Origin of the sequence: Paenibacillus aquistagni (assembly GCF_900177815.1) — a bacterium.
Taxonomy (GTDB): Bacteria; Bacillota; Bacilli; order Paenibacillales; family Paenibacillaceae; genus Paenibacillus_B; species Paenibacillus_B aquistagni.
The window spans coordinates 550,451-573,886 of sequence record NZ_FXAZ01000004.1 but is presented as its reverse complement, the minus strand read 5'-3'; the positions used below and the strand labels follow the sequence as shown (position 1 = coordinate 573,886).

Below are 23,436 nucleotides of genomic sequence, written 5' to 3'. Positions count from 1 at the left end.
AACTTGAATTAATGTCCGCCACCCATCATCACATAACGTGCAAGCACGAGCACGAACAGAATCCACATCAGCCAGTGAATCTTGTACTTCTGCTCCGACTTCGTAAACGTGTTGGAGATGAAGGCAAGCAATACATATGCCAGAATACCGAAGGAAATACCATTTGCAATGCTGTATGTGAACGGCATGAACGTAACTGTCATAAATGCTGGAATTCCGATGACCAGATCCTTGAAGTCAATCTCGCTAACAGATTGCATCATCAGCACACCTACGATAATCAATGCTGCGGAAGTCGCTGCGCTTGGAATCAAGGCAACCACTGGAGCCAAGAACAGTGCAAGCAGGAAGCATACCCCTGTTGTAACGGCCGTAAGACCTGTGCGTCCGCCTTCAGCAACACCTGCTGTACTTTCAACAAATGCTGTTACCGTGGAAGTACCAAGCATTGCACCGCCGCTTACGGCTACAGAGTCAACCAGCATCGCTTTACCTATGCGCTTCTTGCCCTCTACAGGGTTCTTCATGTAGCCAGCGCGAGTTGCTGTACCTACCAATGTGCCGAAAGTATCGAACAATTCCACGAAGGTGAAGGTTAGGATAATGGATACAATACCAACACCCATAATACCTGCAAAGTCGAACTCAAAGAAGTTCAATTGCGTAAAATCAGGAATCCATGGCGCCTTTTCTGATACCGCACCGATGGTCCCGAAGTCCACAACTTTCATTGGAATCCCGATCAAAGTTGTGCCCAGGATACCGAACAGGATCGCTCCCTTAACGCGAAGCACCATTAGCACCGAGATCAGAGCCAAGCCTATGATCGTAAGAAGAACACCTGGTTCTGTGAAGCTGCCCATGCCGAAGACGGATTCGAATCCGAGCAAGGATGTAAATGTGCCTGCTTTGACATCGTTCAATGTCTCTACCGATACAGACAACAGGCCGCTGTTCTTCAGGCCTACAATCGCTATAAACAAACCAATACCGACCGTGATTGCATGCTTCAATCCGTCTGGGATTGCATCAATCAACATTTGTCGTATATTCGTAATCGTAAGTAAGAGGAAAATAAGTCCGGAAATAAATACGGCGGTTAATGCCATCTGCCATGTCACCGGGTTACCTGTTGCGGCTGTCGAGATCACGACAGTTGCAAAGTAAGCGTTAAGCCCCATCCCTGGTGCAACTGCAACTGGGAAGTTAACGAAGATGCCCATTGCAATGGTGAATACCCCTGCAGCGATTGCAGTAGCCAAGAATACAGGATACCATTCCATTCCTGTCTTGCCGAAGGCTGTTAGTGTATCTGGGTTGACTGCCAAGATGTAAGCCATCGTCATGAACGTGGTGATACCAGCCATAATTTCCGTTCTGATCGTTGACCCGTGCTCCTTGATTTTGAAGAAGCGATTCATGAATACAACATCCTCCTCATGAGAATCATTTTTATGAGTTCTGACAACAAAAAAATAGCCCTGGATTCATTCCGGGCTACTCACCAGATCAAGGCTTCGCTCATCAAAATAACAGCTTCCTCACAAATAGAAGGCTTGTCACTTCAACAATCAAGTCCAATGATCTTCTCGTAGCCAGGTCATTACGGTGACCTCGTAGAGACTCCCAAGCCGATTCTCGGGATTATACGAAAAGCAAATCGTTTTTGTTGTGCTTCTTTATTGTATGGATCAGGTCGAATTTTGTCAACCCTAATTACGAATAATACACGCTTTCTTTAATTTGAATGTTCGTTATTAGCGAATAATGCGTGTATAACCTAGTCATTATGATCTACATCACACCAAACCTGTGAATTATCTCTCTTTCTTTAGACCTATATTGGCATCTTGATGCATTGGTCCAATTTGTTCTGTCTCTTCTTCTCATTCAATTGACGTCGAGTGCTCGACCTTCTCGCATCATATTAATCCAAGCAGGAGTGGTGTTGAGATAAAAAAAGACAGCCTTCCCCAAACGAAGCGAAGGCCATCTTGCATGTAAGGCATATGGAGTTAGGCCGCCAGCACATCTTCCTTCTGACGGGAGATCATAAACAGTGTAAACCAGATGAATACAAAGCCCATAATCTGTGTCAGAGTCGCAATCTGTTGGAACGCCACCCAGTTCACGATAACGCCGACCATCGGGAAGCTAAGCTCAGCAAGCGTCGCATAGGAGGCTTTCGTTGTACTCAGCCCTTTGTAATAGAACAGCAGGCTTAGAAGGCCCGGCAGCAGCGCTTGAAGCACCAGATTCAAGATAACAAGGGCACTTTGTCCTGTTGAAGCAGGCAAGCTCCATGCATCCCCTTCCCAGATCGTAAGTCCAAGCAGAAGAGGCAAGGCCAGCACGAATCGCAGGGAAGTCACGGTCTCATATTTCATCGTCTTCAGCATATAGCTGCCCATTACGGTAGAGCCGCCCCACAGAACTGCGGCGCCAATGGAGAGCAGACTGCTGATCTGAATGAATTCATTCACCTCCGCAAACGGCAGCGACCAGCCGAATGTGAGCAAATAAGTGCCAAACAAGGCAAGCACAAACCAAAAGCCAAAGTGCTTTGGCAATTGCTCGCGCAAAATAATTCTAGCTAAGATGATTGCAAAGATCGGCTGCAGCTTCTGCAGCAGCAATACGGCATTCAAGTTCCCGCCAGCAAGCCCTTGAGTAAAAAGGATCGTCGCAAGCGCTGAGCCGCCCCAGGAGATAAAGAGCAGCGCGCCAATATGGCGGAGCTTCAGCCCCTGAAGCTCATGTCGATTGCGCCACAGCACCGGCAAGGCGATCGCCATGATGATAATATGCTCCAGCAGCACAATCTGGCTGCTCGTGAACGTATCCAGCAGGAGCACCCGAAACAGCGGGTCTACCCCCCAAAGCGCTGCTCCGATAACAACAAGCCAGAATCCCGAATGGCTTGATCTGCTTTTTGACATTGAAGCTTCTGTGTGATTACTCATGATTCTTAACCCCTTCTTGCGAATACAGGACCATACGGCAAAAAGCCCCGCCACAAGCGAATATACGCTGGACGGGGCATCTCAAATAAACCTATTGATCAAGTGTCTGATCAATATGCCTAAATGATGATCTTCTACCATCCGGACTATACCGTCGGCCTTGGAATTGCACCAAGTCAGTCCCTGCAGCATCATGCAGCAGAGAGTCGCGGGCTTCGCATAATTAGAATGCGTCACCGCCGGTCAGGAATTTCACCTTGCCCCGAAGATCCTTATTCTTATTGTTATTGTTATATCGTCGTCTTGAAATGATGCTCTTGGCTACTGCCCTACTTCGATATCTGTGATCGTAAAGCGCACTGCTGTAATCTGCACGGACTTGCCAGTCGCTTGTAGCGCTCTTGTCTGCGCCTCCATCAGATCGAAGTACTTAAAGTATAATTCCGCTTCATCAAGATTAGCTGTGACAAATGGCGCTGCTTCTATAAAAAATTGCCCATCGTCATATCTTAGCACATGGCCCTTGCGAATCCGTGGCACTTCATTTCACCTCATATCAAGTAGAGTACAGAAAGCTTATTACTAAAAGTTAGTTTAACTATATACGAAACGATGTCGGAATACAATACTTCTGATGAAGAACAATGCCGATTTCAAGTTCTAAAGTTCAAGCCCATGCCAAAAGACACTTCTGTTCTTCAAGAACCTCAAAGCGTCCTTATTCCTCGCAAGATCAAAAAAGGGAGCTGCCAAGCAAGCTTCCCCCAATATCTATTGGCCATCAAAGCGAATGGTGCCGTCCTGGAGCGCGGCAATCGTCTCGTTCAGCCAACGTTCGTCGCATTCCAAGAGCGTAATCCGATGCTTGATCGATAGATCAATACCGACATTATGACAATGAGGCGGCACGGTCCGCAACGTTTCAATATAATCCTTTACCTTGCTAAGCCGCTTCTCCAGTTGAGAAATGACTTCGTCCACAGGCAGATGATCCATGAACATGATGCTGATATCCCCCTGCGGTGTCAAGTTCTCCATCGCTCCCAGGCTCTTTCTAAGCAGTGCTAGAAAATGAGCTTCCCCTTCGGCTGTAATGGCATACACCTGACGCGGCGGTCGATTGCCTTCCTGCTCAACCGTAACCGCAACATACCCCGCCTTGTCCAATCGCTTTAATAGAGAATAAGCCGTCGCTTTTTTCATATCCGACACCCGGCCCATATTTTTCTCAATAAAGTCGTTGATCTGGTAACCGTGCTGACTCTGAACCATTAACAAGCCAAGTACCAGCAGCTCACGCTCGTCCATCATGGATGTCACCTCCTACCCTCATTATAGTCACACTTGACTATAAGATCAAAAGGAGATATATTTTTAGGCGTAAACAATTTAGTCATGCGTGACTATTCTTTTGTGACTAGTTAATATTGTTCTATACATGTTGCTTTTTCTTGTACCTATATGGCTGCAGAAACAGTAAGGAGGAATCATGATGAACAGCAAAGTTCGTCTTACCATGATGACCCTCATGATCGGTGTATTTATGGGGGCACTGGACAATGGGATTATTACCTCATCGCTGACCACTCTCATCCATTCGTTTGAGGTGTCGCCTTCGTGGGGAGCATGGATTATTACCATCTATACGCTTGGACTTACGATTAGCGTGCCTATTGTCGGCAAACTGTCTGATCGTTATGGCCGCAGAGCCTTATTCTTAATTGAAATTTCTTTGTTCGGCATCGGTTCACTGCTCGTTGCGCTTAGCCCTACCTTTACCTTTTTGCTGATTGCGCGCTTCTTTCAGGCACTTGGAGGCGGCGGGATCTTTATTCTCGCCAGCTCCTATATTCTCGATACCTTCCCCAAAGAGCGTCAGGGTCGTGCGCTCGGCATGCTTGGCGGAATGAACGGCATCGCATCTGTGCTGGGTCCGAATATCGGCTCCTTGATTCTATCTGTTACTGGCTCTTGGCATTGGCTGTTCCTGATTAATATTCCGATCGCTATTCTGCTGCTCATCCTGGGTTCGAAGTCGCTGGAGAAGCAAGAGGTGCGCTCTACTTCAAGACTCGATATAGCTGGCATCCTCGTACTCAGCGGCGCAAGCCTGTCGCTTATGTATGGCTTGACCCAATTGAAGGGAACCTCCTTCAAAGATGTCTTGACATCAGCATCCTTCCTGACGTTTGTGCTTGTAGGGATCGCGATGTATGTCCTGTTCTTCTTTCTTGAAAAAAGAGTGGAGACTAAAGGAACCGAGCCTGTGCTTCCGATCAGCATGCTGAAGACGCCAACCTACCGCTGGTCGCTTGTGCTGGCCCTCTTGTCTGGAGGCATTCTTGCTTCTGTCATCTTCATTCCAAGCTACGTCGAGCAGTACTTGGGCGTCGCGAGCTCCATGTCTGGCTACTGGTTTACGCCGCTGGCCTTGGCTGCTGGGATCGGTGCTGCAATGGGCGGGATCGTGATTGATAAAAAAGGGCCCACCTTCACCATGTTCGCCGCCAGCATCATTGCGATGATCGGCTATGTCTTGTTCCCGCTGTGGGTAGAGCATACATGGCAAATGGCTATTGCCAGCATCTTCGTCGGCATAGGCTTCGGCACATTGATTGGTGCCCCAATCAACATGATTGCGACAGAGCATATTCAAGGCAATAAAGGGGTCGCACTGGCAGGGGTTTCGCTTATTCGGCAGATGGGCATGACGATTGCGCCTACCATCTACGCAAGCTTTTTGACAAGAGGATTTGCTCAGTTCGGTGAGGTGCTGCAGCGAAATGCTGCTGAAGCTGGAGTAGACTTATCCCAAGGAGGGATGGCACAGCTTCCCAAAGACGAGGATATGACAACCCTGATGTCTATGATTGAGCAGATCCCATCCAAGGAAGTGAAGGAGCTTCTCCTTAAAACCGTGCATGATGCATCTGGTATCGGATTCGATGGCTTGTTCTATGCCGCTGCTGTTGTGGCCGCTATTATGCTGATCACGGTGATCATTGTTCATCAAGTGCGCAAGCGTGCAGGAACGCCAGCAAGCAGCGCGCATGCGAAATAATTTATCAGATTATGTTTTCGTGCAGCGTGCATCACAATATGGAATCAATTTTTAATAAGACACGACGATAAAATGAAAGAGCTTAGCGCCTTATCAAGCGACTAAGCTCTTTTGCTGTTTATATTTGTTTAAGATGTGTAAAATAGCGCTTCGTTTCTATAGCGACGACACTCGATAATCCGACCAAAGCGATCAGATTCGGAAATGCCATCAGGCCATTCACGATATCCGACAGAATCCAGATCACTTCGAGCTTCAAGAACGCTCCACCCGCAATAAAGACAAGAAACAGCATCCGATATGGCATAATCGCCTTCACGCCAAATAGGTACTCCAAGCAGCGCTCACCGTAATAATTCCATCCCAGAATGGTGGTAAAAGCAAATAGGATCAAGCAAATAGTGAGCAGCAAGGAACCATAAGGAATGGCAGAGTCAAAAGCAGCCTGTGTCATGGCAGCCCCGCTCTCCGCACCGCTCCATGCTCCTGTCACGATTAGTGTGAGTCCTGTCAGTGTGCAGATAATAATCGTATCGAAAAAAGTCCCTGTCATCGACACGAGCCCCTGCTCAGCGGGCCATTTGGTCTTGGCTGCCGCTGCTGCGATAGGCGCGCTTCCTAAGCCGGACTCGTTGGAGAATACGCCCCTAGCGATACCGCTTTGGATGGCAAGCATCACGGTTGCGCCGAGAAAGCCGCCTTGCGCCGCAGTAGGTGTAAAGGCGCTGGTGAATACCATGCTAACAGCATGCGGGACTTGATCAGCAAAGGTGCACAATACGATAATGGCACAGCCAATATAGAGAAGCGCCATAAACGGCACGACCTTCGTGGTCACTTTGGCAATGCTCTTGATGCCGCCAAGGGTCACCAATGCCGTAAGCAGTGTTAGTATGACTGCCGTAACGACAGATGGAATGCCTAGGCTTGCCTTTGTGGAGGATACAATAGCGTTAACCTGCGGGAAGGTGCCGATGCCGAACAGTGCCACCAGCACTCCGCTGCAGGCGAAAAATATCGCAAGCGGCTTAAAGCGGCGTCCAAGCCCGCGTTCAATATAGTACATCGGTCCACCTGAGATCTGTCCAGTCTCGTCCACTCTCCGGTACTTTACGGCAAGCAAGCCTTCGGCATATTTGGTCGCCATGCCGAAGAACGCGGCAAGCCACATCCAGAACAAAGCGCCAGGGCCGCCCAACTGAATCGCCGTAGCTACACCGACGATATTTCCCGTTCCTACGGTGGCGGCCAGCGCCGTAGCGAGTGCCCCGAAGCTGCTGATATCGCCTTCACCTTCACTTTTCGCTCCAAACACCAGCCTTAGCGCGAGCGGCAGTCGCAGCACCTGCAGCAGTCCAAGCCTAACGGTCAGCAGAATGCCCGTACCTACGAGCAGGATCAGCAGCGGTGGCCCCCATACCCATGCATTTACGGCTTGTAATCCTTGTTCCAATCCTTTCATGTTCCATTTCCCCTTTGTCTCTTATTCAGTGTCTTTCGACCAAATAAAAAAGAGTCAAATCAAGATTGATTTGACTCTGGGGACATTTGATGCAGAAAAACAATCATAGCACGTGAACAGATTCACGTTTTATGACATTTCAAAAAAGCTTCCTGCGATCTCTGTCCTTTTACCTGAGAGTTTGCACGCAATTCATGGACGACAGCCATGCCTTGCGTATTGCCCCTTCGGTGCTCCCTTGTGAGGAGTCTCTCCAGAGTCCTGTCCATTTACGGTCCTGCTTGTTGGCTGCTGCAAAATTCTGCATCTGCCTTACGCGCCTGAGAGCTTATCCCCTTCGGCTAGACCTAAGTCTATCTCCCGCAAACTTCATCCAGTGATCCGTATTGAATTGTTATTGATTATAGAAGGAATGACTCCCGTTTGACAACCTCTAATAAATTCCAACCTTCTTCCAACTTGCTTCATTTGGCATCCATTCCGTTAACCGTAAGCTGCGAAAGTGGTCAACCCGACTGCATGCAATTCAGTCCAGTATTCATTCGGCAAAGAGCTGCTTGCCACGCTCTTCTCCTATGGGATTAACAACGTATAATCCATGGAAGCAATCACTTCGATGACCTCATCGTAGGTCGCAATCACAAAGTGACGATGCTCCTCAGTAAGCTTCGTATTGCCCTCTTCACGCATCGCTTCAAGCCTTGCAGAGGGCTGAATCAAGCCAAATGACGCCTCAATTAAGCGCTCTTGGCTGTAGAAATCAAGCTCCGTACTTTCCACATACAGCACATTGTGAAAGGTCCATACAAAAGGAATGAATGCTTCGCCCTCTTCCTCCAGCTGGCTAAACTGATTATAATTGAATTCCCCACGCACGGTGAGCTCTCGACTTTGGCAGTTATACACATATTCATCCATATAGATGGCATCCCGGCCTCTGATAACACCAACCTTTGTTTGCAGCGCATGATAGGTATTATGCACTTTATCTCACTCCTTACAGTCCAACAGGTATAGGTTTACAGCCTTATGTAGTCAATAATGCTTTAATGGCACTCCCATCATTTTAGTAAACTTAAAATATGCTGAGGAATCATATTTGCTTGAGCCAGCATACTCTGTCCAGCATCCATTATTATTTTGGCTCTGATGGATTGAGTGATCTCTTTTGCCATATCAGCATCTCTTATTCTAGATTCGCTTGCACTTAGGTTCTCAATGTAATTCAGTACATGATTAGCGGTGTGTTGGAGTCGATTCTGATAAGCTCCAAGCTTTGCACGCTCTATTGATACATGATCTACAAGATGATTAAGTAAAGAAAGAGCATTATTAGCACCTGCTGCAGTAGATAGATCAATCACATCCAGCTTCTGAACTAGTAAATTCAAACTAGGCATGGACAAGGTAACTTGATCTTGGGCTTCATTCCCTATTTGAATGGAAATACCCTGATTAGATGTAGCGGCCTTCTCTCCAAGCGAATAAGAAAAAAATAAATCCCTTGATAGGCTGCCTCCACTAATCTTCATGGCGTATCCATCGCTTTGACTCAGCACTACATTCCCATTTGAAAGAGTTGCAGTTATGTGGTCAGATAACAATTGATGATTCAGTTCATCAATCAGATCAGCAGTATTGTAATTTCCTTCTGACAGCGTATAGGACTTTATCGTACCATTGATTTCGATCTCAATGGTATCATTTATGCCACTTATTATTTGCATCCCCATCGCAACATTGGCTGCTCCAATAATTCTAGATTGGGTACCGCCTTGCAATTGATCAGTCCAGAGATTACCTAACAAAGTATCTTTTGCCGAACCCCCGAAGTTACCGATATTACCGACTTTCCCATAAAATGTTAAGCAAGAACTGAACACATTGCCTGGTAACGAAGGATGATTACCCACAAACCCACCATATCCTGCTGAAATAGGAATGCTTTGTTCCATTAACTTTTTATTAATCTCCATAGCCAAAGGTGACGTATCCGGATTAGCATGGAGGGGGGTATCATACGTTCCTTCATCAAGAGTAATTGTATATGATGTTCCATCGACATCAAAAGTCAATGTATCGTTTACACCTTTTACAATGTTTATAGAAGGAGTAAGCAGTGCTTCACCTGCGACGATATATTTAGCTGGCTCACCTTTTACTGTATTCAGCATTAAGCTCATTCCACTGCCTGTCACTTGATGAATAGCGTGATTTCCTATTTGTGTAGAACTGAAATTGAGCTTCCCATCCATAAGTGAAGCTCTCAACTCAACATGCTGATTGGACAGCTGTGTATTTATATGTTGCACAAGATCAGACGAAGTGTAACTGCCATGGCCTAATGTTATTGATACTTGTCCACTATCCAATTGAAATTGTAAGGTATCATTGGTAGAGTCAATTTGTACATTACCATTCAGCACCTTGCTTCCTGTCACCTGAGAATAGGTTCCTTGCTCTGCTCCAGAATAGCGCCCATCCAATAATGGAATTCGGTTAAAGTTCGTACCCTTTGAGATACTCTTAATCTCATTTTTCAATTGATTGAACTCAAGCGCCGCCTTACTGCGGTCACGATCATCATATGTGCCTGTCGAGGCTTGAACGGCTAACTGATTCATTCGCTGCAGCATGGCATGTACCTCTTGCATGCCGCCTTCTGCCGTTTGAAGCAAAGAAATGCCGTCTTGAATATTGCGAGTAGCTTGCTGCAACCCTTTAATCTGTCCTCGCATTTTTTCTGAAATAGATAGTCCAGCCGCATCATCTGCAGCACGATTTATACGTAATCCAGAAGCTAATCGCTCCATGGCAGTCATTTTTTGATTCTGATTCATCCTCATATGATTCATTGTATTCCATGCAGACATGTTATACATAATATTCATCGCTGTACCCCACTAGTAAAATAGTCCTGCTAATATATATCGGTATTCCATGGGATATGTTAATACTTAAAGATAATATTTCTTTTACTTCCAATATTATATAACTTACTCACTTCCATTACATCCCTCAAAGATGATTGTTTCATCAACTGCTCATCAAGCTATTCATAAACTCAAAGACAATCGGCATAAAAAACTCCCTTTCATTTGATCAAAAACTCAAATGAAAGGGAGTTTAAAACAATTATATAATTTATATGAATGATCTGTGATTGGTAAATACCCTAATCCACCAATAATTTTTCAGCTACAAAAAAATGGTAACAACCTCTTGCTTATTCCCACTCAATCGTTGCTGGTGGCTTGGATGTTACGTCATACACGATGCGGTTGACGTTGTCGACTTCATTAACGATGCGAACGGAGATCTTCTCAAGGATATCCCAAGGAATACGCGCCCAGTCCGCTGTCATGCCGTCGATAGAAGTTACCGCACGGATACCTACTGTATAGGAGTATGTGCGCACGTCACCCATAACCTGCTTCAATTATTGGTCATTACATGTCTATTATTGTGCTATTTTTATGTATCAATTGTAGCGGGTTAGAGTAGCGATTTCAAGCTGAAAAAATATAAAAAACCTCTGCATACACTTGAATGTTTCCTGAGTGTATCAAAGGCTTTCCATACTCTATAGTTTAAACATCAATGATAACTCAATAGCAGATTCATGTAAGTTTGATTACCTACTATGTAACAACAAATGACAAGTAGCCTCTAGCAATTTGGATATCATGATAGCTTACATTCAATAACTCAGCTTGTTTGTAATAGTCATTAATTATTTCTGGGTTCTTATCGAGAAGAATAATAAGCTTAAACAACAACCCCAACGGGCTGAAATTAAATAAATCTACATATATAACAGTATATGCATTTTTATAACCACTTTTTTTGATTGCACCAAACTTTATTAAATTGGAGAACCTTTTTGCTATTGCAGATTGAGATGCGCCCAACTTCCTCGCAATTTCAGATTGTGAAATCCGACTAATCCCTTCATTATCTTTATGTTCCAGAAGCAAGTTAATTACTTGTGTATAAGATTCAACTAAATAGTTAGTATTTTGTATTTGCTTCTCCAGAGAAACTGCCATGATATATCACCCATTTCAAAAAACTAGCATCGTATATTTTGTAGATAATTGTCATTTCATTTTGGAAAACATGCTTCTTCACGATTACTGCTTCTGTCGTCAATAACATAGCAGCGACGGAAGCCGCATTTTGAAGTGCAGAGCGAGTTACTTTCGCAGGGTTCACGTACCAGACAAAACCTTATGAGCAAATATATCACTGTTATTTATAACTAATTTAGAGCAATGACCACTTCTTGCAATCATGCTTACTATTACATTGTAAAGTGGTGGTTGTAATATGTAAATCCCTTCTTAAATTGCTACATAAACTCGCCAACAACCTATAAATTGAGACCAAGGTTCTTATTTAATCTCTAATGTTTCCTTCATATACTGTTTAAACGCATCATTTTTCCAGAATCCTAGCCGAATCCCGTCAATTCCCCTAGTCATCAGAATATAGTATATATTCAATACAAATAAGGTAAACTCTTGTGCGGTTTCAGGGCTTTCATCGTCTTTGGAGAATTTTCCGTTTACATTATGGAAATTGTCTGGATTACCGAATAAACGGCCTTTTGAGTCTACTTGAAGATCATTGCCAACTAAAACGCCGACTTTATTCAAATCGATTCCCTGAACTGCAAAGACCGAGCCAATCTGTTCTTCAGCATCAACATCCTCTGAATAAACCCAATTTTCTTGAGTGGAGTTCCATCTTCGTTTGATATTTCCTTCATGCCAATGAGTGATTGACGGATCTTTGCCATCAGCCTGCTTCCAAGGTTCAACTAATCCACCTAGCACGCGGTTTATATGTTCAGGATTGAAATTTCTGTCTTCTTCTACCCAGTCAATCAAATTCTTTAGAGGTTCTTTTTCAAAATATCCAAAATAAGCATCAGCATCACTATCTTGGAACACAGCTCTGTCAAATTTCGGGTTTAAATTCGTCTGTTCTAATAGACCAGTATCTTTATACAAGAGATACTTTATACCATTTACGAAATCTTCTGATGTATAGTTCTTTCCCGCTGGAGCTTGGATCCTAAATTGCGTTGTTAAGTATCTCTTTTCAAAGTCTTTGGTTGCTTCATTAAATTGCTCACGTGTCATATTGGCAGGGCGAATCGCTTGTAATACGTCATACATTAACACGATTTGACGTCCTAATTTCTTTATAGCCTCCAAGTGGTTCTCATCCTCGGCAAATCTTCCTTTATATACTTTGTTAAATGACGCCATTTGCTTAGAGAATTTTCTAGAAAGCTTATGAGATTCGTCAACAACCACAACATCATAATTTTCATCGGCATTAATCAGTTGTGTCGAGGTAGCGAGTGTCAGGTTGCTGTTGTTCATTCCATATACTCTAAAGATATCCTTTGCCGTTTTAATCCAATTAGGTTGCAAAACGACCGCTATTCGCTGACTAGGCTTTTCTTTCAACAGCTTAGCAACCAAATGAGTCAGCAATACGGTTTTTCCAGTCCCTGCATCGCCATTAATTACAAAGCTTCTATCAGGATTTGATTCAATATCCTTAAGAAGCTCCATTTGCTGTATTGTTAATTCTTTGATTGGGCTATATTTGACCAATGCTTCATTGCGCAGCTTCTCTAAAGTCGGCGTACTTACCCATCCATTAGGATATAGATCTTTTTCCCAAAAAGGCAGGATAACTTCTGAAGCAATCCTTTCTCGGTCTCTGTAGTCATTCACGCTGTTGCCATTAGTCCGATTAATAATCTCATCATTATCATATTGAACCAGCTGCTTTTTAGAATAAGGATTATCGGCAATAAAGTAGGTAATCAGCTGGCTTTCTACATCATCTAAGGCTGAACCATTGAAGTAAGATGAAATAAGAATAATTACTTGGTCGAAATCTGCTGTATTAAATTTTTCCTCTTGACCATTGTAGTGCTGCTTATTCCTCACAGTAAATTGTTTTGTTTGTCCAATATAAATCTTTCTCGATTTCGTTCCTTTGTAGATATAAACGACATCGCCATTTGTAAGAATATTCTGTTCAGGCTGACGAAGTTTATCGAAGCCTATCAATTCTCCATTTTTCACTTTCAATGTTATACAGTTGTACTTAGCCATTGCTTATTCTACCTCATCCAATTCATTGTATTTCTTTTTTTGACCAAAGCTTTTGGGAACTGGATATCTCTTAGCATTTTTAATCAGTTTTTCAGCAATGATTTCATCAATATCAAATCCTAAATTATCTGCCATCATATAAGAGTAAATCAGCACATCTGCCAGTTCTTCTTTGAGTCGCTCAGGATTCTCCTTGGCTTCTTCTGGTGTCTTCCATTGAAATAATTCTAATAATTCATTTGCTTCTAAAGAAATGGAAATGGCCAAATCTTTTTCATTATGAAATTGCCGCCAGTTGCGCTCATCTCGAAATTGATTAATCCGCTGCATTGATTCATTCATATTAATTTCCATTCACACCTTCCAAAAATATTTCCTTGTCTCTTGATTTCTAAACCAGTTAAAAGTTTCTTTTCTAGCTCGTGAGTCCCTAAACTAATATAAGATAATGGTTAATACTTCTTATCAGCCTTATTCATTGTTATTTTTCCGCAAAAAGTATTTGGCTTGTTTAATGAAGGTATAATACTTCATCTTTTCTAAGTCAAACTTATATGATCTATTATATCAAAGTCTAAATTCTTTTTCTTTTTGATATATGAGCATTAGTACTATCGCCATCATGTTATCTCTTATAAAAAATACCCCTTCAGAGTTCGATAGGGGTATTACTTTCACTTTACACCAATTATTAGGGAGAAGAGTTTGGTGGTTTAAGCAAGATTAACCTTGCTATAACTCGTAAATCCCTATTTATAGATTATTGTTGAAAACACTGGTTTCACCTGCTACAAGTGAATCACAAAAACATCGTAATAATTGAGCTGTATATAGCTCATATGATCAAGCATCAATACTACATTCTTTGAATTCTGCTATTCATTTTGATAATAGCAATTACTCATATTCAAAGAGTGTTTTTAGCTTGATCATTAATTCTTTCTCTAATTTCCCTGCTAATTCATTCAGTCTACATAACTCAAATTCTTGATTAATTACTTTTCTTCGTTTAGTCTTTTGCACTTGCTGAGCATATCCACACAGTTCGATAATATCTTTATCTTTCCAGCCTGAACTATAATAAATCATAGTAGAGTATTCTGGCACCTTTCTTCCATTTTCTAGACGACGTTCTTCCTTGATAAGTAACGAATCAAATAATAACTTTATCCCTTTATCAAACGTGACAAATATAGGTATTTCTTGGTAACCAGATATTTCTGCAAGTTGAGCCGCTTGGGTAGGCATGATCATGTCTATTGAAGCTGCATATAATCTATTTAAGATTTTTTCTATACCTAATGAGGGTTTAATTCCTTTCAAAATTGATGGTTCATCCCCTAAATAGTGAATTATAAGAGAGGTGCTTGTTGGAGAAAATATATTTATTTCATCTGCCATATAATGAAACATTTCTTTTATTTTTATTTTACTTGATCTATTATCAAAATGTTTATATAAATATGTCTTTAACAAAGTTGTATATGAAATAACTGTCTGTTTATTAAACAATCCGTTTCTTAGTAAAATAGGTGTTTTACTAATACTTACATCTCCTTCCATTAATTTGTTCTTAGATATAAGATTACTATTAAAATCTAAATCAAATACTTTCCCTACACACTCTACCATCAATTTATACTTTTCAACGTCAATATTACCAGTCAATTTTGATCTCGATGCTTCTTCACATGCAAATGCATAAATAATTCTTGAAGGATTATTCCTAATTACATTAATTACGTTTATAAAATCATCTGATTGACTTGCATAGTATTTGTTAAATTGTTCTCTATCAGTAACATAATATCTAGACATTATTGCAAAATTAGTATCTAAGATAAACATAAATTCTCGATCATTATTTTCTGATAATAGCTTATCAATATCGCTTATTTTTCCATCAACCCATGTCGATGAAAATACACTCATTTCTTCATCCCCCTTAAATATTGATTAATTTTTCTACTGTTACTTTACTGGACCAGAACCTATATATTGAAATGGTTATTGTCACTTGCTAAATCATCTAAACCAATTATTAAAAGATACTTTTTTAAACACTGATCTACACACTTAATAATCAACTGAAATAAATCCTCATTATAACCATGAGAGCTTGCATTCTCTAATGCTTTAATATACGTCACTCTCTCACACACATTTATAATTGCTGGAGGATATCCATACTGCATCAAGATCAAGTTCATAAGAAGCCTTGCAGTACGCTTATTTCCATCCCAAAATAGTTGTGTTCTCATAGCGTAATACATATACTTCAATGCCTTATATGTTGATTGTAGATACCTAATTTCATTGCACCTTGGAACTCCTACTCATAATCACTGGATATAGATTCCAAGGCTTTTTTGCGACGCTCCTTAGCTTCTAATATTTCCTTCAATGACCACCCTCCGTAACTTTTATTCATGCAATAATCTGAAGGGAATTGACGTATTAACTGATCCTCAAGGTTTCCAGATATAAGTGGATAATTATCAAAGTCACACTCAGGACAAGGACGTACAAATATTCTCGTAGTATCTAGCTCTCTAAAGCTATCTATGGACAGTCGATTATCTTGCAGATGTTTAACTACAAGTTTGTTCAGCGGAATTTGTGTACTCCAATGCTCCCTTATTCTTCGTCTTATATTTTTAGCTATTCCAATATAAATTTGACAGTAATCATCCAAGACCATAATATAAAATCCTTTAACACCGCATACAAGATTAAGGTCGGTAATTTCATCAAAGTTAGATGAATCTACTAGCTTACACAATTCATCATTAAATTTTCCCCAAGACAGGGATTTAAAGAATTTTATATTGAGATCTAAATTAGTTAGCGCAGTCTTTAATTTGCTCTCTAATTCCTCATAGGAAGGGGTAATATCTTTATTACTTATCTTAATGTAGTTATCGAAAGTTAGTTTAAATCCACCTTCTTTATTGCGTAACTTCACCCTGAAATGTGTGGTCAGTTATATTTCGACCTCCTAGCTCTGTTCTCTTAAATAAACCCAACTTAACAACATTATTAGTTGAAGACGCTGGCTAAAATACGCAAGGAACCCGCCCTAAACCCTTAACCTGTAGTCTAGTCTAACACTTTATTTTCTTCTAACAACATTGAAATCACCGATGACACCAATAAACTCCTAGAACAATAAGAGGACTGTCTACTTGACGGTGAAATCGTCCTAATTGTGACAGTAAAGCTGTCCAGTAGGGGGTATACTTTACAGTCTGGAACACCTCACAGCTCGTTGGAGCGGGGCGAACACTTCCATTCACGAACCCTACAAATAAATATCACGATACGAAAGCCCATTTTAAATTCTTGACAGAAACATTATTACTTGAAATGACAATAGAAACCAAATTCTAATAGAAAATCATTATCGCAGCCCACGATTATGATCAGTCAAACACTTCTGATACTTTATTCTCCAACATTTGCACTACTTCATGTTCTAGTATTGATAATTGGGTTCCAAACTTCTCTTTATAGACTCCCTTACGAGATCCTGTTCTCTGTCACTTAATACGTATTTCTGCTTATTAAAACCCTTCCTTCAATTCGTTTGCTTTCACATAGAAATAAATAGAGTACATTCTCATTATTTTATGCTACCTTTCTCTTGATGCTAATATACAAATCCATCACCTCTGAAATTAATTTTTTGCACACAAAAAGAGCCATAGAACATAGTCCATGGCATGCAAAATAACTTATCTGCTAAAGACCTCATCTAGGTCTGATAATTCAGCTTCATCATTTATGTTGTACTCATTAACAGGAGAAGATTTTATTATCTCACCTGTCTTTTGGTTAATAATCAGCCCATTAATTTCTTTTTCATTTGCCCAGCCAACTTCTGATTCGTATTGCTTCGCTGTAATTTTCCGTTGTTTTGGAATGACATTAAACTGTATCATGCTCTTAGCAAATTCATTAGGTTCCTTAATACCATAGGTGTTTGTTTTTGTTTCCTTATCAGCAGGTTTATCTAAACAGAATGGTTTATGATCACTTGTAATCATATTACGCTTCTCTAGATTTTCAAGTTGTTTCTTTACTTCATCAATGGATAGCCTTGTTGTTTGAGCCATTTTCTTTTGAGAACAATTATACGCATTATCATATTTATCAGTCATGAATTTCAAGAAACAGTACAGGTAGAATCCTTCAACGCCCAACTCTAGATCAGCCATACAATAAATGAATACATCAATATCAATCATGTGAGTATTTTGAATCATATAGAATGTTCCATCTTCATAGTTATCTTCCTCTGATTCTTTATACCGATAGAACCCTTTTACAGGCATTGCCACTTTCCAGTTTTTGTTGTTACCATAAAGCTCTGGATATTCGCTTTCATATACGAATTGAACCTCTTTATACTTCCCTTCATCGTCATACCAATAACGAGAAGGTTTATCTGTTTCTTTGCGAATATAGCCCAGCTTTACCAATAGACCCGTATTATTCTTAGTTAGATAAGTGTATTGTTCAGATTTTGAGGGAAAACCAAGAATTTGCTTAATTATTCCTTCATTTATACTGGTCTCCATACCTGTTTTATCATCGTAATAGTAATAGCGGGCATATCTCCATTGGTAGTTTGCAAGATAATAATAAGTATAAGCATATGCTATGTGAGTTGAAGTTTTACCTTGCATTTCCTCTGATGTAAATGCTTCTGTTAAGTTCTCAAAAATCTCATTAGGCATGTATACTTCATGTTGTTTTTCATTTACTCCAAGTAGCTTACCCATCTTGGACTTAGTGAAATATGTTTTTCTTATTCTCGCCATATTGCCATCTCTCCTGTCTACTAATCCCATACAATTTATTATCCAAATTAAACTAAACCTTAAAACTATCAATACTCTCTTGTAACTTACCGCTTCGAGCAAACAACTAGAACCTATTACCACTCTTCTCAAGTAATGCGGAGCAAATGTAACTATTCCGCACATCTTTAAATGCGCCATCATCTTAGCGTTGTAACAAAATAAAATTTTCATTTTATAAAATCCGTCCAATGACACTCTTTTATAATAATATTTTAACACAATACAGGTTTATTAATATATATTTATTATAGAATAAGAGTGCTATAGAACGGATTTTATATTTTTGAACAACCAAACTATCAGTCTATAAAAAGAGTTAATTAACTGCTCCGAAAAGAAGACAACTTTCTATGCAATTCTCAAGATTACATTCTGCCTTGGATACTTATCTCCCTTACAATTTTAATGATCGTATCATTAAAATCTGCTATCACTACTATTTCCTCGATTTCTCCACCTACCCAAACCTCTACAGCTTGTTCGAAGTACATCAGTATTGTAAATCTGCATCAGTACAAACGTCTTTACCCTTCATTACTTCATCACTTTCCTATCTGATAAGCAAAGAAGCATCACTAAAGTCGAGGACAGTTCTAGTCCAAGAATTAGCGATGCTTTCGCTTGATAAATTATTTGATTCGATAAATCACATCAAGAGTAATAATCCAATATGCGATTGAAAATAAAAGAAGCCCACACATGGAAGACTTCATACCTAAGTTCTTTTGGCTAACTCTCTATAACGTTGGCTTGATCGTTGGCTTGATACACCAGTTAGTTTTGTAATCTCCTTTCAAGTGTCTCCATATACGCCTACGCACACACATCATAACAGATTCAAATGTGGGGGCATGGTTTACAGTTTAGAAAAAATCCTTCTCTGATAATAAGCCCCCAACACTTACATCCACAGACCCTACAATCAAATTATCCGACACAAGTACGTATACAATGACAAAAGTCATTATCCTAAATCGATTCTAGAGGATTCTAGCTTAATATTACTAGGAGTCATTGTGATTTTTGAAGCACCACAAGCAAGGATGATTTTTGTATCTGAATCCATCATTACTTCTCCTCCATCAGCATATAATCTCACAGCATTTCCCTGAGATGCATTTAGTTCTAGTGCTCTCATATTCCCTGCGTCATTTGTGTACTGGAATTGCATTGCATTCGGAAGTTTTCTTATATAACCAATATTCCCATCAATACCATTGCCTTGACCCCAAATCATTTCTGGATAACTATATTGTTTATCTTCCTTATTTAAATGTAGCTTAAACTTCGTTATATCACTCTTCGCTGATGTACCAGTATTTAATTTAACGAAGTTATCGCGAATATAAATATAGTCATATGCTTCTTTGTCCTTTTTTACAGCCTTCAAGCTATTTACCGTCAAATCTGAAATGAATCCATCAGTCTCTTCATCAAGAATTACATCTCCAAGTTCAGGCTCAATGATTAGCTTTCGAGCGCGAAGAGTACCATCAGTACCAATCCACAAACGCTTCTCTTGATCCACATCAATTGCGATACCTTCGTTCGCGTTCAATCTAATTTGTTCTCTATTGCGACCATTAATTGTTATGCCTTCGATAGAATCGAATGTAATCGCATCACCAAGCTCTGCATCAAGAATACGAAGTCTTTTTGTACTCATATCTTCAGCGAACAAGTTTCCATTGATATCAGCATAAAACACTTTATGCCATGATGGAGCGCTGGACAAACCAACATTTCTTTCTATCTTAATACCATCTGTTGCATTTAATGTTGTTTTATTCATCATGTTACCTCTAGTAACTACAACACCATTTTCAGCGTCAATGACAGTATTATTATAGTTCCTACCTAGCTGTAGCGAACTCTTCTCTAGGAAGTCTGAAAGCTTCACTCTAGCACCTTCATACGCCTTGTAGAAATCTTCCCACTTCTGATGGAAGCTGAGTCGCGTAGAATGTAGATCGTTTACAATATGAGTTGTTGCATTCATATTCGCAAAAACAGGATTCATATATGAGGTTAGAGAGCTATAAGTCATATCTAACTCTTTTCCAGCAGAAACTAACTGATTCTTTGCATCATCCAAACCATAGTAAGAGGAATCTCTATCATTATAAATAGTCGTTGCGTACCTGTTTAATTGCTCTTTTAGTGTAGTGTATTGTTTGGTAATACTTTTATATTGATTGGATAAAGTAATCTTCTCAGTAGAGACAATAACATCGTCAAGAATGATAGAATTGAGAACAGAAAAATCAAAATTCAGTGCATCGGCGTCTAGCAAGACATCTCCATGCTTTGTTTCAATACGCAATCGCTTTGCTACCAAGTCCTCTGCAATTAATGTCCCATCTTCATATGAGGAGTTTCCTATTGAAGCATAAACTTTGTTAACCCATGCATTCTTCTCCCACTTCTGCAATGCTAGACCATTTGTTGCATTCAATACTGAACGGTACTTCCCATCGTTTCGAAGGGAAATAAAACCATATTCACCAATTACAACGTTATTGTAGAATTGCCCCATGTTAAGACCAGAATAGAACTGCGCGTCTTCAATTAAGTTTCTTAGTCTCTTTTCTTCATCGTAGTACGTTTTGAATTTTAATATAAATTCTGCTCTATCTGGAATTTCACTCGTTTGATCAGTTTTAGGGGAGTTAATGTTGATGTTTAATGGTTCTTTGCCCACTATATCAATGTATTGTGACATATAATCTAATAGTGCATTATAAGCATTCGCAAGAGGTGTTGTTGAATAAAGATCGATTGTGCTTGAGGATTTCGAGAAAAATTGAGCATCATAATCAAAGATGTCATCACGTTGAGATCGTTTGTATTTCTCTGCTTGTCCAAGCATTCTATGATAGCCAGCTTCGATTTTATAAAGTTCTGTAATGATCTGCATCTTTTCCATCGAAGTTAGCTTGTTATCCATTACGATTGTGTTGAAGTCTCCGATGTCGAGATAATTGTTTTCAGCATCTAAGATTATGTCTCCAACGTTATTCACAACTTTGATGTTCTTTGCCACTAGATCATGAGTATAAAGCGTACCATCGCTTGGGTCTGCCCACATAACCTTCTCCCATCCATCAGGATGTTTGTTTTTATCTGTGGATGCTTTGTCTATAACAAACCCTTCTAGCTGATCAATTTTTACTCTTGTAATGTCATTAAAAGACCACAAGCCGAATTTGTCTGGATCTTCGTCAACCAAACCAAGTTTCATTACAAGTTTGCCATTACGGTCAAAGATTTCTCCTTTTGAACCTTGGAATTTTAGAACTCCATCTTCATCTTCAAGTGCCAGATTGACCCCCATAAAGATCTTGCCATAAATGCGTTCTCCAACAATTAGATGTTTTTTATAATGATTTAATAAAATATCTATGCTAACTATTTTAAGGTTTTCGTTTTCTTTAATTCCGTATTCTATAAATTCACTGACACCATTTCGATTTATCCTAAATACAGTTAATATTCCTCCAACTCCCTCGTAAGATATTTCATCAAATACTGATTTATATATTTCAGGAATACTTTTACCTGTTGATATGCCATTACAAACTGAATGATAGGATTCTTCTGTTCTGATTCCTGCAGTTATGATATTTACGCCACCCTTTGGTATGTCTGTATATGTAACAATATCGAAATTATTATACGGGGAAAGTTGATATAACCATGTTTTATTTTCTTTATATTCACCAATAACAACATCAACACTTTCATCTTGATAGGTTTCAAGCAGAATTTCTCTTAGTGAATGAACACTTTTTGTTTTTTGAGATGAAAACAAATCCATTACTCGGTAACAATAATTTAGAACACCTGAACAAAAAACAACCAAGTTATCGAATACAAATAGCTTGGTTGCTTTAGTATCAAGCCTGTACAATTGACCTTCTATCAGTATTGAGGTTGCCGAGTCAGAACCTATAAATAATTCATTATGTGTCTGAATAATTGTAGCGTTACTCAATACTATTCACCACCTTACAAGGTGCAGAAGTATCACTTTGCTCCTTTGAAAAGCTAATTATGAATGAACGATACATCTTCTCCTTATCTTTATGAAGATTAACCACTTCATTTTCATACATTGATAGCATTGGAATCGAAACCCCAACTACTGAAGCAATGTCCTTTAACTTGATCTTTTTCAGTTTGCGTAACATCTGATAATTCTGTCTTAGGCTAATTTTGCTAAAATCAAATTCGTTTTTCATCGATATCACTCCTCTAAATGTCTTCTTAACTAATTAAGTGCTATTGACTTAAAAAGTTAAGCGATTTTGGCAGAGGTTATTACTTAATCATCTTACCAACTTCTTGAAGAATGGAAGTATAAAGCTACAATGATCTAAAATCGATTCTAATCACTATTACAGACGCTTAGTGTCTGAAACCTGCAACTACTCTATTTAATGTTTAAAAGATCATATAGGGTGCTTAGATTTGATATGAGAGGGTTTTATTTTATGAGGGTAACATCATACCTAATGGTTTGAGCGTGGATTGGAGATATTTACATTTTTGATTTTCTTAAAAGTATCAAATATTGCCGTACATATATAAATAGAATTAATAATATATACTTAATAAATAATATAAATACTAACTCTATTTAAATACGTACGGAAAATAATAATACTTTTAGAATGAACACAAAAACAAAGAAATACCTTTATCCCTCAATTGAATTTCAAGGCTACTTAGAGCGACTTTCTTCCTCTAATGACAACCAATCTATTTTCGTCATGCAGCGCCGATATATCTCATTACAGACTGTCTGAGAGACTATCTAATGTGGATTCATATATACTTGCCACGGGGATAGGTTTACAGTTTAGAAAAAATCCTTCTCTGATAAAAAGCCCCCCATCACTTACAACCACAAACGCTACAAGCAGATTTCCCGACACGAGTCCTT

The 23,436-nt window shown here is 39.8% G+C and carries 17 protein-coding genes, 2 pseudogenes and 3 riboswitches; of the genes and pseudogenes, 1 reads left to right on the top strand and 18 read right to left on the bottom strand.

What is annotated here, in order from left to right:
* Positions 1-8 precede the first annotated feature (8 nt).
* The 4 genes from B9Y93_RS16505 to B9Y93_RS16490 form a co-directional block, all read right to left on the bottom strand.
* Positions 9-1,421 (bottom strand): NCS2 family permease, encoded by a 1,413-nt coding sequence (locus B9Y93_RS16505; protein WP_085496007.1) that lies wholly within the window; start codon positions 1,419-1,421, stop codon positions 9-11.
* 151 nt (positions 1,422-1,572) lie between these two features.
* Positions 1,573-1,672: riboswitch (purine riboswitch) on the bottom strand.
* A 343-nt stretch (positions 1,673-2,015) separates the two neighbouring features.
* Positions 2,016-2,963 (bottom strand): DMT family transporter, encoded by a 948-nt coding sequence (locus B9Y93_RS16500; protein WP_085496006.1) that lies wholly within the window; start codon positions 2,961-2,963, stop codon positions 2,016-2,018.
* 125 nt (positions 2,964-3,088) lie between these two features.
* A riboswitch (FMN riboswitch) is annotated at positions 3,089-3,237 on the bottom strand.
* A 47-nt stretch (positions 3,238-3,284) separates the two neighbouring features.
* Positions 3,285-3,503, bottom strand: a complete 219-nt coding sequence (locus tag B9Y93_RS16495; RefSeq protein WP_085496004.1) for a hypothetical protein — start codon at positions 3,501-3,503, stop codon at positions 3,285-3,287.
* A gap of 231 nt (positions 3,504-3,734) precedes the next feature.
* Complete coding sequence (locus tag B9Y93_RS16490) at positions 3,735-4,274, bottom strand: PadR family transcriptional regulator (RefSeq protein WP_240968298.1); 540 nt, start codon at positions 4,272-4,274, stop codon at positions 3,735-3,737.
* A gap of 178 nt (positions 4,275-4,452) precedes the next feature.
* On the opposite strand from B9Y93_RS16490, the gene B9Y93_RS16485 reads away from it, so the two are divergent.
* Positions 4,453-6,024 carry an MFS transporter gene (locus B9Y93_RS16485; RefSeq protein ID WP_085496002.1) on the top strand — a complete coding sequence of 524 codons (1,572 nt, stop codon included), beginning with the start codon at positions 4,453-4,455 and terminating at the stop codon, positions 6,022-6,024.
* A 118-nt stretch (positions 6,025-6,142) separates the two neighbouring features.
* Here the strand turns inward: B9Y93_RS16485 and B9Y93_RS16480 are convergent, their stop codons facing one another.
* The 14 genes and pseudogenes from B9Y93_RS16480 to B9Y93_RS16415 all read right to left on the bottom strand — a co-directional run bounded on the left by B9Y93_RS16480 (position 6,143) and on the right by B9Y93_RS16415 (position 22,732).
* Entirely contained in the window at positions 6,143-7,486 is a 1,344-nt protein-coding gene (locus B9Y93_RS16480) for an alanine/glycine:cation symporter family protein (RefSeq protein WP_085496001.1), read from the bottom strand.
* A gap of 151 nt (positions 7,487-7,637) precedes the next feature.
* Positions 7,638-7,753, bottom strand: a riboswitch (glycine riboswitch).
* 306 nt (positions 7,754-8,059) lie between these two features.
* Positions 8,060-8,470: a hypothetical protein gene (locus tag B9Y93_RS16475; RefSeq protein WP_085495999.1), complete on the bottom strand. Its 411-nt coding sequence runs from the start codon at positions 8,468-8,470 to the stop codon at positions 8,060-8,062.
* A 77-nt stretch (positions 8,471-8,547) separates the two neighbouring features.
* Positions 8,548-10,377 carry a flagellin N-terminal helical domain-containing protein gene (locus tag B9Y93_RS24905; RefSeq protein WP_085495997.1) on the bottom strand — a complete coding sequence of 610 codons (1,830 nt, stop codon included), beginning with the start codon at positions 10,375-10,377 and terminating at the stop codon, positions 8,548-8,550.
* 335 nt (positions 10,378-10,712) lie between these two features.
* A pseudogene (locus B9Y93_RS16465) lies at positions 10,713-10,916 on the bottom strand (GMP synthase (glutamine-hydrolyzing)); the annotation flags it as partial.
* Positions 10,917-11,127: 211 nt separating this feature from the next.
* Positions 11,128-11,535 carry a winged helix-turn-helix transcriptional regulator gene (locus tag B9Y93_RS16460; protein WP_085495995.1) on the bottom strand — a complete coding sequence of 136 codons (408 nt, stop codon included), beginning with the start codon at positions 11,533-11,535 and terminating at the stop codon, positions 11,128-11,130.
* Positions 11,498-11,701 (bottom strand): annotated as a pseudogene (locus tag B9Y93_RS25225) (hypothetical protein); the annotation flags it as partial. The gene B9Y93_RS16460 and the pseudogene B9Y93_RS25225, both read right to left, overlap by 38 nt.
* Positions 11,702-11,880: 179 nt before the next feature.
* Complete coding sequence (locus tag B9Y93_RS16450; RefSeq protein ID WP_085495993.1) at positions 11,881-13,626, bottom strand: DUF2075 domain-containing protein; 1,746 nt, start codon at positions 13,624-13,626, stop codon at positions 11,881-11,883.
* Between the two features lie 3 nt (positions 13,627-13,629).
* The gene (locus B9Y93_RS16445) at positions 13,630-13,968 is read right to left on the bottom strand and encodes a nucleotide pyrophosphohydrolase (protein ID WP_085496134.1); all 339 of its coding nucleotides are present in this window, start codon (positions 13,966-13,968) and stop codon (positions 13,630-13,632) included.
* 555 nt (positions 13,969-14,523) lie between these two features.
* Complete coding sequence (locus B9Y93_RS16440; protein WP_085495991.1) at positions 14,524-15,558, bottom strand: hypothetical protein; 1,035 nt, start codon at positions 15,556-15,558, stop codon at positions 14,524-14,526.
* Between the two features lie 59 nt (positions 15,559-15,617).
* Entirely contained in the window at positions 15,618-15,938 is a 321-nt protein-coding gene (locus B9Y93_RS16435; protein ID WP_280522897.1) for a Fic family protein, read from the bottom strand.
* Positions 15,939-15,958: 20 nt separating this feature from the next.
* Entirely contained in the window at positions 15,959-16,591 is a 633-nt protein-coding gene (locus tag B9Y93_RS16430; protein ID WP_085495987.1) for a GIY-YIG nuclease family protein, read from the bottom strand.
* 769 nt (positions 16,592-17,360) lie between these two features.
* Entirely contained in the window at positions 17,361-18,449 is a 1,089-nt protein-coding gene (locus B9Y93_RS16425) for a hypothetical protein (RefSeq protein ID WP_085495985.1), read from the bottom strand.
* 1,006 nt (positions 18,450-19,455) lie between these two features.
* Complete coding sequence (locus B9Y93_RS16420; protein ID WP_176228957.1) at positions 19,456-22,485, bottom strand: hypothetical protein; 3,030 nt, start codon at positions 22,483-22,485, stop codon at positions 19,456-19,458.
* Positions 22,478-22,732, bottom strand: a complete 255-nt coding sequence (locus B9Y93_RS16415) for a hypothetical protein (RefSeq protein ID WP_176228956.1) — start codon at positions 22,730-22,732, stop codon at positions 22,478-22,480. The genes B9Y93_RS16420 and B9Y93_RS16415 overlap by 8 nt, the downstream gene beginning before the upstream one ends.
* Positions 22,733-23,436 lie beyond the last annotated feature (704 nt).